Annotated in this window: 11 protein-coding genes; 6 read left to right on the top strand and 5 right to left on the bottom strand. The window is 73.3% G+C overall.

Annotated elements, in window-relative coordinates; translation table 11 throughout:
- Positions 1–411 precede the first annotated feature (411 nt).
- Both ACIP64_RS09465 and ACIP64_RS09460 read left to right on the top strand, forming a co-directional pair.
- On the top strand, positions 412–1,206 hold the full coding sequence (locus tag ACIP64_RS09465) for an AfsR/SARP family transcriptional regulator (RefSeq protein ID WP_360905492.1): 795 nt from the start codon (positions 412–414) through the stop codon (positions 1,204–1,206).
- An 80-nt stretch (positions 1,207–1,286) separates the two neighbouring features.
- Positions 1,287–2,567, top strand: coding sequence for an MFS transporter (locus ACIP64_RS09460; protein WP_401583388.1), 1,281 nt, complete (start codon positions 1,287–1,289; stop codon positions 2,565–2,567).
- A 66-nt stretch (positions 2,568–2,633) separates the two neighbouring features.
- Here ACIP64_RS09460 and cs1 read toward each other — a convergent pair whose 3' ends face one another.
- The 5 genes from cs1 to ACIP64_RS09435 are packed head-to-tail and all read right to left on the bottom strand — an operon-like array spanning position 2,634 to position 9,114.
- On the bottom strand, positions 2,634–3,611 hold the full coding sequence (cs1, locus tag ACIP64_RS09455; RefSeq protein WP_401583387.1) for a clavaminate synthase Cs1: 978 nt from the start codon (positions 3,609–3,611) through the stop codon (positions 2,634–2,636).
- The gene (speB, locus tag ACIP64_RS09450) at positions 3,611–4,504 is read right to left on the bottom strand and encodes an agmatinase (protein WP_401583810.1); all 894 of its coding nucleotides are present in this window, start codon (positions 4,502–4,504) and stop codon (positions 3,611–3,613) included. Before speB ends, cs1 begins: the two co-directional genes overlap by 1 nt.
- 53 nt (positions 4,505–4,557) lie before the next feature.
- Positions 4,558–5,868 carry an ATP-grasp domain-containing protein gene (locus ACIP64_RS09445; RefSeq protein ID WP_401583385.1) on the bottom strand — a complete coding sequence of 437 codons (1,311 nt, stop codon included), beginning with the start codon at positions 5,866–5,868 and terminating at the stop codon, positions 4,558–4,560.
- Positions 5,865–7,391 (bottom strand): asparagine synthase-related protein, encoded by a 1,527-nt coding sequence (locus ACIP64_RS09440; protein WP_401583383.1) that lies wholly within the window; start codon positions 7,389–7,391, stop codon positions 5,865–5,867. The genes ACIP64_RS09445 and ACIP64_RS09440 overlap by 4 nt, the downstream gene beginning before the upstream one ends.
- A 1-nt stretch (position 7,392) precedes the next feature.
- Positions 7,393–9,114 (bottom strand): thiamine pyrophosphate-binding protein, encoded by a 1,722-nt coding sequence (locus ACIP64_RS09435; RefSeq protein ID WP_401583381.1) that lies wholly within the window; start codon positions 9,112–9,114, stop codon positions 7,393–7,395.
- A 149-nt stretch (positions 9,115–9,263) separates the two neighbouring features.
- Between ACIP64_RS09435 and ACIP64_RS09430 the strand changes: the two genes are divergently transcribed.
- From ACIP64_RS09430 to ACIP64_RS09415, 4 genes are all read left to right on the top strand, one after another.
- Positions 9,264–10,346, top strand: coding sequence for a GNAT family N-acetyltransferase (locus ACIP64_RS09430; RefSeq protein ID WP_401583380.1), 1,083 nt, complete (start codon positions 9,264–9,266; stop codon positions 10,344–10,346).
- Positions 10,346–11,974 (top strand): ABC transporter substrate-binding protein, encoded by a 1,629-nt coding sequence (locus ACIP64_RS09425; RefSeq protein WP_401583378.1) that lies wholly within the window; start codon positions 10,346–10,348, stop codon positions 11,972–11,974. The genes ACIP64_RS09430 and ACIP64_RS09425 overlap by 1 nt, the downstream gene beginning before the upstream one ends.
- On the top strand, positions 11,971–12,972 hold the full coding sequence (locus ACIP64_RS09420; protein ID WP_401583377.1) for a GNAT family N-acetyltransferase: 1,002 nt from the start codon (positions 11,971–11,973) through the stop codon (positions 12,970–12,972). Before ACIP64_RS09425 ends, ACIP64_RS09420 begins: the two co-directional genes overlap by 4 nt.
- Positions 12,973–13,074: 102 nt before the next feature.
- Entirely contained in the window at positions 13,075–14,673 is a 1,599-nt protein-coding gene (locus ACIP64_RS09415; protein WP_401583375.1) for an ABC transporter substrate-binding protein, read from the top strand.
- Positions 14,674–14,707 lie beyond the last annotated feature (34 nt).

The raw sequence follows: 14,707 nt of genomic DNA, 5'->3' as shown, positions 1-14,707 counted from the left end.
ACAGTACGCAGAGCGATAGGAGGGCCGGGAGGTTTTCGGACAGTGGACGTGGCGGCCCTCCGGGTGCGGGGCGGGTGCCCGGCCTGGCAGTGAGGCGGGGGCGGCGCCCGGCGCCGGCCGATGTTTGTCCGGAATGCTGCGCGGCAACGCCGCCGTATACCCCGATCGGTCATGGGCGGCGAATTTCGGCCGCCCGCGGAGGCGTTTTCCGGAAATCGCCCCGGCCGTGGCGCTTCTCGCGTGCCGGGCGGCGAAGCGGCCGGTCTGGACAGGTGCGCGGGTATGGAGCGAGCGAACTCCTGTGCCCTTCACCGCATCATTTGATATGCCTTCCGGGTATCCGTGTACTGCCTATGCAGTGGTTCATGGCTCCGTGAATCTACGCGTGTCAGGTACAGAGGGGGGATCCTCATGGGAGTGCAGGTGGGCGACGGTGCGTCCAGACCGGTGCAGATCGCGGTACTGGGCCCGCTGGAACTACGGGTCGGCAGGGCGTCGGTGACGGTTCCGGGCCGCAGGCAGCGCGGGCTCCTGGCCGCGCTGGCGCTGCAACCGGGGCGGATCGTCGCCACGGACCATCTGATCAGGGCCGTGTGGGACGAGCGGCCGCCACGCACCGCGACGGGGCAGGTGCAGACGGGCATCTGGATGCTGCGCAGTGCCCTGACCGGCGCGGGCGGCCCTTCCGAGGCGCTGCAGTCGTGCAGCACCGGATACCGGCTGAGCGGGGAGTTATGCGCGGTCGACATCGCGACCTACCGCGCGAGGGTGGCCGCCGCGAGGGACATGGACCGGTGGCACCGGCCCGAGGAGGCGGTCCGGCTGCTGAGGTCGGCGCACGAGCTGTGGCGCGGTCCGGCCCTGCTCGACATCACGTATCAGGGCCTGCGCAACGCCCTGATACGGCTCGAGGAGGAGCACATCGCCACGGTGCACTACCGAGTCACCCTGGAGCTGCGGCTCGGTCGGCACGACGAGGTCATCCCCGAACTGTACGAACTCGTCGAGCGGTTCCCGCTGCGGGAGAGTCTGCACCGGGACCTGATGCTGGCCCTGTACCGGTCGGGCCGTCAGGCCGACGCGCTCGGCGTCTTCCGCCGCGTGCGGCGGACCCTCGCCGAGGAACTCGGCATCGACCCCGGTCCCAGCCTGCGCACGCTGGCCCAGGCGATCCTGCGACAGGACAGCGCGCTGATGCCCACATGAGCCCGGCAGGCCTGCGGTTTTCGGCCAATTTTGTCATGCACTCAACAGAAAATACGGAAAACGACGAGGAGAGGCCCGCTGTGAACGCTCCGGAGGAGTCCGGCAGTACGACGCGTGGGAGTGCGCCGCAGGAGACGAAGCCACCCCGGGCGGCCATGCTGCCCCGGGGCGCGGGGGTCGGCTGGTTCGGGCTCGCGGCCCTGGTGAACGCCGTGGGTACCGGCTTCTTCTACCCCTACCAGTTGCTGTTCTTCCTCGCGGTGACCGGCTTCTCGCTCACCACGATCGGCACGGCCCTCACGGTGGCCACCCTACTGGCCCTGCCGGCCGTCCAATTGGTGGGGCGGTGCGTCGACACCTGGGGCACCAGACCCGTGCTGGTCACCGCCGCACTGGTGCGGACGGCGGCCTTCGTCGCCTACCCGTTCGTCCACAACATCGTCAGCTTCGTCGCGCTCGCCGTCGTCGCCGCGGTCGCGCAGCGGGCGGAGCAGGTGTCCGTACCGGTGCTCGCCGCCGGGATCGCGCCCGAGGGCGAGGTCGGGCGGTGGCTGGCGCTGTCGAGGGTGGCCCTCAACGCGGGGATGGGCTTCGGCGGCCTGCTCGCCGGACTGGCGCTGGTCGCCTCCGGGGACCGTGCCGGCTTCGTCCTGGTCGGCCTGCTCAACGCCGCCAGCTTCGCCGTGGCGGCCCTGCTCTACCTGCCGCTGCCGACCGTGCGCCCCGCCCGCAAGGAAGCCGTCCCGGCCGGAGGCCGTCCGTGGCGCGATCCGCTGTTCGTGCGGATCGCCGTCGCCAACTTCCTCCTGATCACGGTGATCGTCGCCACCGAGGCCGGCCTGCCGGTGTACCTCGTCGACCAGTTGCGGACACCGGCCTGGATCGTGGGGCTCCTGTTCGCGGTCAACACCGTGACGATGGTGGTGCTGCAGCTCCCGGTCAGCAGCCGCCTGGGGAACCGGTCCCCGTTGCGGGTCGTCGCGGCCGGTACGGCCCTGCACGCCGGCCTGCTGGTGGTCCTCGGGTGCGCGGACGCGCTGCCGCTCCGCGCCCTGCTGCCCCTGCTGGTGCTCGGCATGGCCGTCTACACGCTCGGTGAGATCGTCTCCACCCAGACCCTGTCCGTGCTGCTGGTCACCCTGTCGCCGAAACGGCAACTGGGGTCCTACCAGGCGTTCAACCAGGTCATGGTGGGACTGGCGCTCGCCGTGGTCCCCCTGCTGGTGGCCTTCTTCCTGGCGCACGCGCCGGCCGGCCTGTGGTGGGTGCTCGCCGCGGCGACCGCGGCCCTCTGCCTCGGGATGCTCAGCCTGCACCGCGGACCGGCCGCCGCGGCGGCACGGGGGGCGGAGGCGGGCTAGGGACGCCGGCGCCCCGCGGTTCCCGCGCTCATCGGCGCGGGAACCGCGGGGCGCGTCAGGGGGCGGTCACCGGCGCGGGGTGAAGGTGACCACGTCGCCGGCGCGTTCACCACCCGTCGGGAGCTGCCCGCCCGAGTTGGTGCGGATGTACACGCGGTGCAGCCAGCGGTCCTTGCCGTCCCAGCGGGGCGAGAAGGGCGTACGGGCGTGCGTGGTGCGGAAGTTGTCGACGATCAGCAGATCGCCGGGCTCCAGGGAGACGCCCTCGGTCACCTCGTCCAGGGACGCGGACAGCTTCGCCACGGCCTCGGCGCCGGCGCCCTCGCGCGGCTTGAGCAGTTCGCGGTCGTAGCCGAGCAGGGGGTCGTCCTTGGGCCCGTAGAGCGGCGTGACGTTGGCGATCGCGCCGGGGTCCTCGACACCGCCGCGGAACGCCACGTCCACCTCGCAGGGCTGCTTGGTGCCGTGGAGCGCGTCGATCGTCTCCTCGTCCAGCAGGCGGACCGCCTTGCGCACCGAGGCGACGAGGGTCCTCGCCCGGCGCTCGTGGTCGGCCCTGGAGCAGGCCAGCAGGACGTAGTTGGGCTGGAGCGTGTGGTACGCCATCTCGGTGTGGAACTCCAGCAGGGTCTCGCTGGTCTCCGAGGACAGGTGGTGCGCGCCCGGCGACGGGTACACGTCGTGGTAGACGGAGCCCGACCGCAGCTCCGCGTAGCCGGTGTGCAGGCCGAGCCGGCGGCCGACGAGCGCCAGGAAGGCCTCCATGTTCAGCCGCTCGCGGTCGACGGGCGCCGGCGTGGCCGACGGCGTGACGGGCAGATCCTCCTCCGCCTCGACCGGGAGCCCGCGCAGGAGCAGGTAACCGTCCTCGTTGCCGCCCTGGTTGAAGGCGTCCAGCGTGTCGCTGATCTCGTAGGGGAGTTGCTGCGAGAGCTTGTGCGCCGCCTCCAGGAACCCGTAGAGGTCCAGGCGGGGCACGGCGGGCAGCTGCGTCGCGAGCGCGAGCAGGTCCTCCCGGTACCGGGTGACGTCCAGAGTCGCCACTACTTCTCCTCCTTCTTCCGGTGTGCGCGGGCGTACTGGTAGAGCAGCTCCGCGCCGATCTCGGTGGCCAGGACGCAGGTGATCCCGGCATGGTCGTACAGCGGGGAGACCTCCATGACGTCGAACCCGACGGGGGCGAGGTCGCCGACCGTGCGCAGCAGCGCGAGCACCTCCCGGCTGGTGAGCCCGCCCGGGGCGGGCGTCCCGGTGCCGGGGGCGAACGCGGGGTCGACGACGTCGATGTCCACGGAGACGTAGACCGGGCGGTCCCCGATCGTCGCCCGGATCAGGTCCGCCGTCCGTGCCGTGCCCAGGTCGGCGAACTCGTCCGCGGTGACGACGCGCACCCCGTGGCCGCGCGCGTAGTCCAGGCTGTCGGGCCGCGGGTTGTGGCCGCGGATGCCGAGCTGGACCATGGCGTCCGCCTGGACCAGGCCCTCCTCGATGGCGTGCCGGAACGGCGTCCCGTGGTGGAACTCGCCGCCGATCATGGCGGGGTTGGTGTCCGAGTGGGCGTCGAGGTGCAGCACTGCCACCGGGCCGTGCTTGGCGTGGACGGCCCGCAGCGCGGAGAGCGTCAGCGAGTGGTCGCCGCCGAGCATGAGGAAGGCGGCGTTGCCGGCCAGCAGGCGGGACAGGTGGTCCTGCGCGGTGGCGATGGCGATGTGCTGGTTGAAGGGCGTCAGGTCGATGTCCCCGCCGTCGACGACGGAGAGCAGGTCGAAGACCCCGGGGCCGCGATCGATGCCGACCCCGTGGATCAGGCCGGACTCGCAGCGGATCTGCCGGGGGCCGAACCGGGCCCCGGGGCGGTAGCTGGTGCCGCCGTCGTAGGGGGCGCCGATGACCACGACGTCCTGCCCGACCGGTGCCGGGTCGTGCGTGAGCCGCATGAACGTGGGGATCTGCGCGTAGCGCGGGGAGATGTGCGAGTCGGCCTGGCCGTTCACGGAGCCTCCTTCCGGGTGTGGATGCGGATGCGGCCCGCCGCCCTGCGGGCCTCGTCGAGGGCCTCCTTCGCGGAGTGCGCCCGTGCGTACACGAAGCCGACGGACGCGGAGTTGTCCAGCCGGGTGGCGACCAGGTCCCCCGGTTCGTGGTGCAGGTGCACCGACACCCCGGTCGACGGGCCCTCCCCGCCGGCGGAGTCGGTGGCAGCCGTGTCCCCGGTGCCGTCGATCCCCGTGAACTCGCCCGGCTCGTCGGGGAAGAGCACGACCACCGCGGCGCCGCCCACGGCTCCGTCGCCCGGACCGCGGTGCGGCACGTGCTCGGCGCCGAGGGCGAGCAGCTTGGCGTCCAGGTGCGGATCGGTGCCGCACACGTCGGTCACCATGGTCGAGATCATGTGGGCCGGCAGCCGCGGGTTGACCTCGACGATGCGCGGACCGTCCTCGGTGATCATCACCTCGGTGTGCGCCGGGCCCTGGCGGTACGAGATCGCCCGCAGCGCGCGGTCCACGCACGCGCGGACCTCGTCCCAGACACCGGCGTCCAGGGCGACCGGGAAGGAGTGGGCCTCCTCCAGCAGCGTGTCCTTGTGCAGCTCCTTGGACGTGGCGCCGAAGAAGTGCGTCACCCCGTCCGCGGTCATCGACTCCACGCTGACCTCGGTGCCCCGCACGTACTCCTCCAGGAGCACGTGGCCGGGGCGCGGCTGGCCGCGCAGCGAGGCCCGGACGGCGGACAACTCCCGCCACGCGTCGAGAACCTGGTCCCACGTCAGGCATTTGCGGACGCCGAACGAGATCGCCTCCGAGGGCGGTTTGGCGATCAGCGGCAGCCCCACGTGGCCGACGGCGGCCTCCAGTTCCTCCCGGCGGGTCACCAGCCGCCAGCGCACGTTCGCCGGATCGTCGCCGAGGGCCTCGCGCAGCAGGTGCTTGTGGTTGGCGGCACGCACCGCCTCCAGCCCCTGCGACGGCAGGCCGAGACTCTCGGCGACCCGGGCGGTGACCTCCGTGTGGTAGTCGGAGAACGACAGGACGCCGTCCACCAGCGGCTTGCCGTCCGCGTCGGTGAGCACACCGGCCACCGCGCGCCAGTCGTGGGTGTCCACCTGGACGACCCGGTCGACCCTGCCCAGCGGGTGCTCGGACAGCGGCCGCCCGCCGGTGTACCACTCCTCCCCCCGCACCAGCAGCCACACCTCGCAGCCGAAGTCCCGGGCGCGGTGGATGCCGTTGTAGAAGGCGTCGTGCAGCATGGACTCCACCAGGGCGAGCCGCTTGCCCCGGAACTGCTCGTAGCCGCTCACACCGCCACCCCCGCCGCGACGGCCTCGACGACCTCGGCCACCGCGATGCCGTCCGGGTCGGCACCGCCGGCCACCGTCCGGTCGAACAGCTCCCGCACCACCCGGGCCTTGGCGTCGGGCACGTCCGGCTCCGCGACCCCGGCGCCGAGGAGCAGCGCGGAGAAGGCGGACGAGGTTCCCGAGCCCTCGTGGACGCCGAGCTTGGGCCGGTTCACGGTCTCGGCGGGCAGCAGGTCGGCCATCGCGGTGCGCAGCACCCACTTGTCGCGCCCGTGGCGGCGCTTGAGCCCTGCCTCCAGCGAGGTCAGCAGGTCCAGCACCTCCCGGTCCCAGTAGGGGTGCGTGGACCAGTGGCCGTTCAGCGCCGACAGGACCGGGCTCATCTCGTTGAGCCCGTCGAAGGTGTCCATGTCCCGTGCCACCGCGGTGTCCAGCTCGGGCAGCCGGTCCTCCCGGTGCATGCCGCCCAGCGGGATGTCCGCCCCGTAACCGGTCAGCACCCTGCGCGCCGGCCCGTCCAGCCGCCGGTACAGCGCGGTCAGCGGCAGCAGGTACTCGATGACCTCCGGGTCGGTGGTCTCCGCCGCGTGGACGGTGTGCGGCAGCTGGGCCAGCAACTCGGCCGTGGGGACGGTGATCTCCCGGTGCGCGGAGCGCAGGTGCCCGGCGACCAGCCGGGCCTGCGGGAACTCGTCCGCGGTGTCGGTCCCCATCGACAGCGTGTCGATCCCTTGCGGGGCCGCGCTGCTGGACAGGGCCGCGACGCCGGAGGAGTCGATGCCCCCTGAGAGCACCACCAGCGGCCGCCCGCCGGCGCCGAGCCGGCGGACCACGGCCCGCTCCAGTGCCGTACGCACCAGGTTGACGGCCTCGTCCTCGCCGACGAGGAGCCGGTGGACGGGCGGCACCCAGGTGCGGTGCAGGGACACCGCCCCGGTACTGGTGCGGATGTCCAGCACGGCACCGGCCGGCACCTGGTGCAGCCCCGGCAGGCGGCGGACCCTGCGCACCCCGGGGAGCGGGGCGCCGCTCCCCGTCGCGGTCCGCCCGGCGAGCGCCTTGGCCTCGGTCGCGGCCAGCACGTGCCCCGGCACCGCCCGCACGTACAGCGGCACGGACCCGGCATGGTCGGTGGCGGCCAGCAGCCGGTCGCCCGCCGCGAGCAGCGCCGCGTACCGGCCGTTGAGCAGCCGGAAGGCGTGCACCCCGTACTTCTCGAACAGGCCGAGCAGCAACTCGGCGTCCGGCACCCCGGCGTGCGTGCCGAGGGTGGCGTGGATCTCGTCGCGGTTGTAGATCTCCCCGGCGATCAGTGCGAACGTGTCCGCGCCGCGGGCGTACGCCGGGGAGGGGTCGGGACCGGGGTGGACGAGCGTGGCGTCCACGCTCTGAAGGCGCAGCCGTTCCCCGATCGGGGTGTGCCGGCCGCGCGTCGCGAAGTCCGCCGAGGGGGCGGCCCCGCCTCTGCCGGTGCCGGCAGAGGCGAGGAAGCCGAAGACGGCGGGAAGGCCCGTGTCCGTCATGTCAGATCTTCAGCGCCCCGAAGCCGCCGGCGGTGAAGTCGTAGGCGACGGGGACCTCGATCAGGTAGGGGCGGCCCAGTTCGACGCCCTTGCGCAGCGCGGCGACCAGTTCCTCGCGGGTCGTCGCCTTGGTCCCCTCGACGCCGTTGGCCTGCGCGAGCTGGACGAAGTCGACACCGGTGAACTTGATTGCGGGGGCGTGGCTGCGCTGGTGCCCGATGTTCTGGTAGAGCTCGATCAGGCCGTTGGTGTCGTTGTTCACCACGACGGCGACGATCGGCAGGCCGAGACGGGCCGCGGTCTCCAGGTCGGCGCTGTTGGAGTGGAAGCCGCCGTCGCCGGCGATCAGGAAGGTGGGCTGGCCGGGCCTGGCCAGCTGGGCGCCGATCGCCGCGGCGATACCGTAACCGAAGCTGGAGCACCCCGCGGAGGTGAGGAACCCGTACGGCTGGTCGGCGCGGGCGAACAGCACGCCGTAGTGGCGGAAGAAGCCGATGTCCGAGACGATCGTGCCCTCGCCCGGGGCGGCGGCGTCGGCCATGACGGTGTTCATCGAGTCGATGACCTGGTGCACGCGCATGCCGTCGGTGTACTGCTCCGGGTCGGCCAGGAACTCGGCGATCCGCTCCCGCAGCGGCGCGATGTCGTGACGGCTCTTCGCCGCGACGCCGCGGGTGCCGGCGTCCAGGTGCTCGACGAACGCCAGGACGTCCGTGACCACGTCCACCGTCGGCCGGTAGATCCGCGGCACGGGGTTGGCGGTCGGGGCGACGCGGACGGTCTTCTTCGCCGGGCCGCGCTCCCACATCGACGGCCGCAGGTCCTCGGCGTAGTCGTAGCCCACGGTCAGCACGAGGTCGGCCGGCCCGAACAGCGTCTCCAGCGCGGGGAACGACAGGATGCCGTCCATGTAGCCCGTGACGGCGCCGTAGTTGAGTTCGTGGCCCTGCGGCAGGACGCCCTTGGCGATGTAGGTCGTGATCACGGGGATGTTCAGCCGCTCCGCCAGGGCGCGGAGGGCGGGGACGGCACCCGAGCGGATGGCGGCCGCGCCGACGACGAACACCGGGTGGGCGGCCTCGCGCACCAGGGCCACCGCCTCGTCCGCGCTGCCCTCCCAGCCCGGCTGGAACGCCGTGATCGGCTTGGCCGGCGTGCGGGCCGGGCCGTGGTCGGCCGCGAGGTCGATCCCCTCGGAGGAGCCGAGCAGGTCCACCGGGAGGCTGAGGAAGGACGGGCCCACCGGTTCCGTCATCGCCGAGGTCACCGCCGAGTCGACGAGGTCGGTGATCTCCCGGGGGCGCTGCAGCTCCGCCGCGTACTTCGAGATCGGCTCGGCGATCTTGACCAGGTCGAGGCACTGGTGCGTGTCGTTGGGGAAGATGTCGTGCGACTCGGACTGCGCCGCCATCGCGATGACGGGGGAGCGGTCCAGGGCACTGGTCGCCATGCCCGTGGTCAGGTTGGTCATGCCGGGGCCCAGCGTCGCCCAGCACGCCTGCGGCCGGCCGCTGATGCGGGCCAGCACGTCGGCCGCGACACCGGCGGTGAACTCGTGCCGGGTCAGCAGGAACTCGATGCCGTCCTGCTCGTCGAACAGGATCGAGGCGGCCTCGCGGCCGACGACGCCGAACACCTTCTCGACGCCGTGTTCTCTCAGGCGCTTGAGCAGGGCATGTGCGGTGGTGGGCTGCGCGCTCGGACCGGTGGATACACGGGACATGGCTGCGGGGGTCTCCTGTTCGCACGGCGACGGGGAAAGCTGTGCACACCCTGGGGCGGGGTTCTCTCGTGGATCTCTCGGGCCGGTATCGCCGTCGGCGGGGAGCACTTCGAGAGCGGCCGGAGATCGCGGCGGGCCACACTCCCGGCGTGACCGGTGGAATGGTGATCGACCAGTGGCGGACGCCCGAGGAGGCGCGCGAGGCCGGCTGGGCCGCGCTCGTCGGGGGCGAGGACTTCTTCCTCACCCCCGACTGGATGCGCGTCCTGCAGGATTCCGCGGGAGCGTGGATGGCCTACCTGACCGCGACGGAGGAGGCGGGCCTCGTGGCGGCCCTGCCGATGGTGCTGGCCGACCACGGGTCGCCCTGGGCGCTGGGCCGCACCGACCTGCTGATCCGGCACTGCGCGGCCGAGGGCATGGCCGGCGCCGCCGACGTCCTCGCGGGCTTCGGCGACCCGGACCGCCTCATGCCCTCGATGATGTGCGGCGGCCGCCACCTCGGCCGGACCCGGCTGCTGCTGCACCCGGACGCGACGCCGCGGAGCGCGCACGACGTGGTGGAGCGGGCCGAGCGGACCGCCGCGCTCCACGGATGCCGCTCGATCTGCTTCCCGTACGTCGACGCCTCCGACCGGGTCCAGCGCCAGGTCCTGGCCGAACGCGGCTACATCTCCCACGTGTCCGGCGAGTTCGCCGCCCTCACGCTGCCCGGCGAGGGGTTCATGGACTACGCGATGGCGCTGCCCTCCCGGCGCTCCCGGCGGGTCCGCGCGGAACGCCGGCGCATCGAGGCGTCGGACGCCGTGATCTCACTGGAGCCCCTGGACCCCGCCGAAGTCCCGCGCCTGGCCGCCCTGGAGACGGAGCTGTTCGCCAAGTACGGGATGGCCGGCTGGGATCCGCGGCGCTCCGAGGCGGTGCTGTACGCCGCCGCCGAGCGGCTGGGGGACCGGGCGCTGGTGACCAAGGCCGTCCTGGACGGACGGATCGCCGGCTTCGGGCTGGTCCTCTCCCACGGCGGCGACTGGTTCGCGCACCGCGCCGGCTTCGACTACGCGGCGCAGGGCGGACTCCCGCTCTACTACGAGCTGCTGTACTACACGCTCGCCGACCACGCCCCCCGGCACGGGGTCAAGACCGTCCACTACGGCATCGGCTCGACGGACGCCAAGGTCTCCCGCGGATGCACCCTGTCGACGCAGTCCCTGTATGTGAAGGAGCTCGGCTGATGACCGGCTGGAACGCCGCCGTCGGCGCCGTCGCAGAACCCTCCGACCGGCGCGGCGGAACGCTGGCCATGGTGGCCTCGGCGGACGTCGACTCGCTCGACCCCGCCCGCACCTACTACGTGTGGTCCTGGCTGCTCCAGCGGACCATGCACCGCACGCTCATGGCCTTCGGCACCGACCCCCGCACCCCCGCCGTTGTACCCGACCTGGCGTGCGAGCCGGGCGAGGTCTCGGACGGCGGGCTCACCTGGACGTACCGGATCCGCGGCGGTGCCAGGTTCGAGACCGGGGAGGAGATCGGCGCCCGCGACATCGCCCACGCCGTCGAGCGGGTCTTCGCCCAGGACTTGCTGCCCGGCGGACCCACCTACCTGGTCGACCTGCTCGACCACGGCGGCTACCCCGGCCCCTACCGGGGCGGCCGGTGCAGGGCCGTCGAGTGCCCTGACGCGCGCACCCTCCGCTTCCGGCTGAAGCGGCCGTTCGCCGACTTCGACTACCTGATGGCGCAGCCCAACACCGCGCCCGTGCCCGCCCACCGCGACTCCGGAGCGGCCTACGGCGGCGCGCCGGTCTGCTCCGGCCCCTACCGCATCCACCGCTACGAGCCCGGACGCTCCCTCCACCTCGTCCGCAACACGGAGTGGGACGGGTCGACGGACCCGGTGCGCCGCGCCCTGCCGGACGCCCTCACCGCCGCCTTCGGCGTCGACGTCGACGAACTGGACCGGCGCCTGCTGGCAGGGGAGTTCCACGTGGACGTCGAGGGCAGGGGCATCCAGCACAAGGCGCGCGACGTGATCCTCGCCGACCCCGCCCTGCGCGCGCGGTCCGACAACCCCGCCACCGGCTTCCTGCAGTACGTCACCGTGCAGACCCGCGTCCCGCCGCTGCACGACGTGCACGCCCGGCGCGCGGTGTTCTACGCCGCGGACAAGGCGGCGCTGCTGGAGGCCCGCGGCGGGGACGGCGTCGGCGGTTCGCTCGCCACCGCCCTGATCCCGCCCCACCTGCCCTCCCACAGCGGCGCCGACCCGTACCCGTCCGGACCGGACCTGACGGGCGACCTGGCCGCCGCCCGCGCCGAACTGGCCGCCGCGGGGCTCCCGGACGGCTTCGAGACCGCCATCGCCACGCAACCGGGCAAGTTCGAGCTCGTCGCCCGCACCCTTGCCGCAGGACTGTCCCGGGTCGGCATCCGCGCCCGGGTGGAGGTGCTGGACACCGCCTCGTACTACCGCAGCGGCCTGGGCCACCCCGGCACCGTGCGCCGCCTCGGCCTCGGCCTCGGCGTCACCGACTGGGGCGCCGACTACCCCACGGAGTACGGCTTCCTCGCCCCGCTCGTCGACGGGCGGCAGATCAGGCAGGGCGGCGGCAACTTCAACTTCGCCGAGCTCGACGACCCGGCGGTCGAACGGCTCATCGACGCGGCGCAGTCCTGCGAGGACGCCGCCCAACGGCGGCGGATCTGGCGGCAGGTGGAGGCGACGGTGATGGACCGGGCCGTCATCCTCCCCATGGCGCACGACCGGACCCTGCACCACCGCCATCCCGACCTCACCAATGTGTACGTGCATCCGGCCTTCGGGCTGTACGACATCCAGGCGATGGGACTGGCGCGATGACCCCCGCCTTCACCCGTGTCGACGGCGGGGCGGGACGCGTGGTCGAGGACGTCCACGCGCTGCGCGTCGCGGCGCACGCGGCCGACACGCCCCACCTGCCGCGCCCCTGCCTCACGGACTTCGAGGGCTCGCTCGCGGTCGGCCCGCCGGCCACCGAGGTGGAGGAGTGGGCGGTCTACGACGGAGGGGAGTGCGTGGCCTGCGCGCGCCTGGAGTTCCCCCAGGAGGAGAACACCGCCACCGCCACCGCCGCGGTCTTCGTGGTCCACCCGGCCTGGCGCGGGCGCGGATGGGGCGGCCGGCTCGCCGCGTTCGTACGCCGCCACGCCGCGGCCCGGCACTGCTCCCGGGTACTGCTGGCCGCCGACACCGCCGATCCCGCCGCCCCCACCCACCACTTCGGGGACCGGATCGGCGCCCGGATGGTGGCGGTCCTGCACCACCTGCGGCTGGACGTCGCTCAGGCGCCCCGCCCCGAGCCGCTCCGCGGTCCGCTGCGGCTGCGCTTCTGGGGGTCGGCGGTCCCCGGCGACCTGGTGGCCGAGGCCGCGCGGCTGGAGGCCGTGCTCTCCGCGGACGCCCCCACCGGCGGCCTCGACCGGGAACCGCAGGCCGCGGCGGTCTCCCGCATCCGCGACTTCGAGCGCATGCGCGCGGCCCGCGGGCGCCGCGCGTACCAGTGCGGCGTCGTCGACGGCGGCACCGGGCGCATGGCGGCGTGGACGGGACTGTCCATGACCCGGACCAATCCCGACAACGCGCTGCAGGCCGTCACCGTCGTGGACCCCGCCTACCGCGGAGCCGGACTCGGGCGCCTGGTGAAGGCGCACAACCTCGCCGCGTGCCGGGCCGCAGAGCCGCGGCTGACCCATGTGGACACCTGGAACGCGCAGGAGAACGCGCACATGCTGCGCATCAACACCGAGTTCGGCTACCGGCGTGTCGGAGCACGTCAGATGTGGCTGATGAGCGCGCCTGTGCCCGCCGGGCGCGGCTGACCCGCGCACCCCGCGCCGGCCCGGCCGAGACCCGTACCGAGACCCGTCCGAGGAGAGAGGCGCCGGCACCCCGTGGCCTTCGACGCAGCATCACGCGCAATCGTGAACCCCTCCGCCCGCAGGGGCGGGACACTCAGGTTCGTCCGCACGGACGACTTCGACTCCCTCGACCCCGCCGACACCTACTACGCCTACACCTGGAACTTCATCCGCCTCATCGGGCGCCCGCTGGTCGGCTACACCGGCGGCGACGACGGCGCGCCCCGGCTCGTCCCCGACCTCGCGGAGGCGCTCGGCGAGGTCCGCGACGGCGGCCGCACCTGGACCTACCACGTCCGCGAGGGCGTGCGGTTCGAGGACGGGACCCCCGTCACCGCCCACGACGTGCGGTACGCCGTCCTGCGCGCCGCCTTCCCCGAGCACGTCTACGGGGAACCGGTCACCCGGGGCGGGCCCGCCTACTTCCGGCAGTACCTGGCCGGCCCGGCGGGCGTGCAGGCGCCGGACGACCGTACGGTCGTCTTCCGGCTGCGCGAGCCCTTCGCCGCCTTCGACCGCCTTGCGGCGCTCCCCACGACGATCGCGGTGCCGCAGGCCCGCGACACCTTCCCCGACTACCGGCTGGGCCCCGTCTCCTCCGGCCCGTACCGCATCGCGCACTACGCACCGGGCGAGGCCCTGGAGCTGGAGCGCAACGAGCACTGGCGGGCCGGCACCGACCCCGTCCGCACCGCGCTTCCGGACCGGATCACGGTGCGGCTCGGGGTGAGCGGACCGGAGGTGGACCGCCTGCTGCTCGACGGCCGGGCCGACATCGACCTGGCCGGAGTGGGCGTGCAACCCGAGGCGCAGGCGCGGCTGCTGGCCGATCCGGAGCTGAGGAACGGGGTCGACAACCCCCGCACCGGATTCGTCTGGCTGTACTGCATCAACCAGAACATCGGGCCGCTGGCCGATGTCCACGCCCGCCGCGCCGTGCAGTTGGCGACCGACAAGGCCGCGATGCTCGCCGCCTACGGGGGCGGGCCGGCCGGCGAGATCGCCACCTCGCTGCTGCCGCCGTCCTTGGCGGGGCACGTGCCCTTCGACCGCTACCCGGTCGGCGCGGACGGCACCGGGGACCTGGCGGCGGCCCGCCGGGAGCTGGAACTCGCGGGCCTCCCGGAGGGGTTCAGCACCCGGATCGCCGCCCGTACGGACCGCCGCAAGGAGTGGAACGCCGCGGTGGCCCTGGCCGAGGGCCTCGCCCGGGTGGGCATCCGCGCCGACCTGGTGCCGTTCGGCAGCGGCGACTACTTCACCAAGGCGGCCGGGGTACCGGCGTACGTCCGCGAGCACGGCATCGGGATCGTGATGTTCGGGTGGGCCGCGGACTTCCCGGACGGCTACGGCTTCCTCCAGCAGATCGCGGACTCCCGGGCGATCAAGGAGACGGGCAATCAGAACCTGGGCGAACTGGCGAGCGGCACCATCGACGCGCTCCTCGACACCGGGGCGCGGACGTCCGACGAGAAGGAGCGCGCGGACATCTGGACGGCGGTGGACCGCGCCGCCATGGACGAGGCCGTCATGTGCCCCTACATGTTCGTGAAGTCCGTGCTGTTCCGGGGGAGGAGGGCGGCCAACGTCACCATGTCCCCGGTCTACGGCATGTACGACTACGCCGTGCTCTCGGTCGCGGAGGAGGAGCCGGCCGGCTGACCCGCCCCCGCGGCGCGGACGGTCGTGCCGGGTG

It is taken from the genome of Streptomyces sp. NPDC088733, assembly GCF_044751185.1.
Classification (GTDB): Bacteria; Actinomycetota; Actinomycetes; order Streptomycetales; family Streptomycetaceae; genus Actinacidiphila.
This window is presented reverse-complemented; position numbering and strand designations above follow the sequence as displayed.

Bases quoted from the DNA above. Each gene is read 5' to 3' on its own strand.
- ACIP64_RS09465 (WP_360905492.1), top strand. From the start codon at position 412: ATGGGAGTGCAGGTGGGCGACGGTGCGTCCAGACCGGTGCAGATCGCG.
- ACIP64_RS09420 (WP_401583377.1), top strand. From the start codon at position 11,971: ATGACCCCCGCCTTCACCCGTGTCGACGGCGGGGCGGGACGCGTGGTC.
- ACIP64_RS09440 (WP_401583383.1), bottom strand. From the start codon at position 7,391: ATGACGGACACGGGCCTTCCCGCCGTCTTCGGCTTCCTCGCCTCTGCC.
- ACIP64_RS09435 (WP_401583381.1), bottom strand. From the start codon at position 9,114: ATGTCCCGTGTATCCACCGGTCCGAGCGCGCAGCCCACCACCGCACAT.
- speB (WP_401583810.1), bottom strand. From the start codon at position 4,504: ATGCGGCTCACGCACGACCCGGCACCGGTCGGGCAGGACGTCGTGGTC.
- ACIP64_RS09425 (WP_401583378.1), top strand. From the start codon at position 10,346: ATGACCGGCTGGAACGCCGCCGTCGGCGCCGTCGCAGAACCCTCCGAC.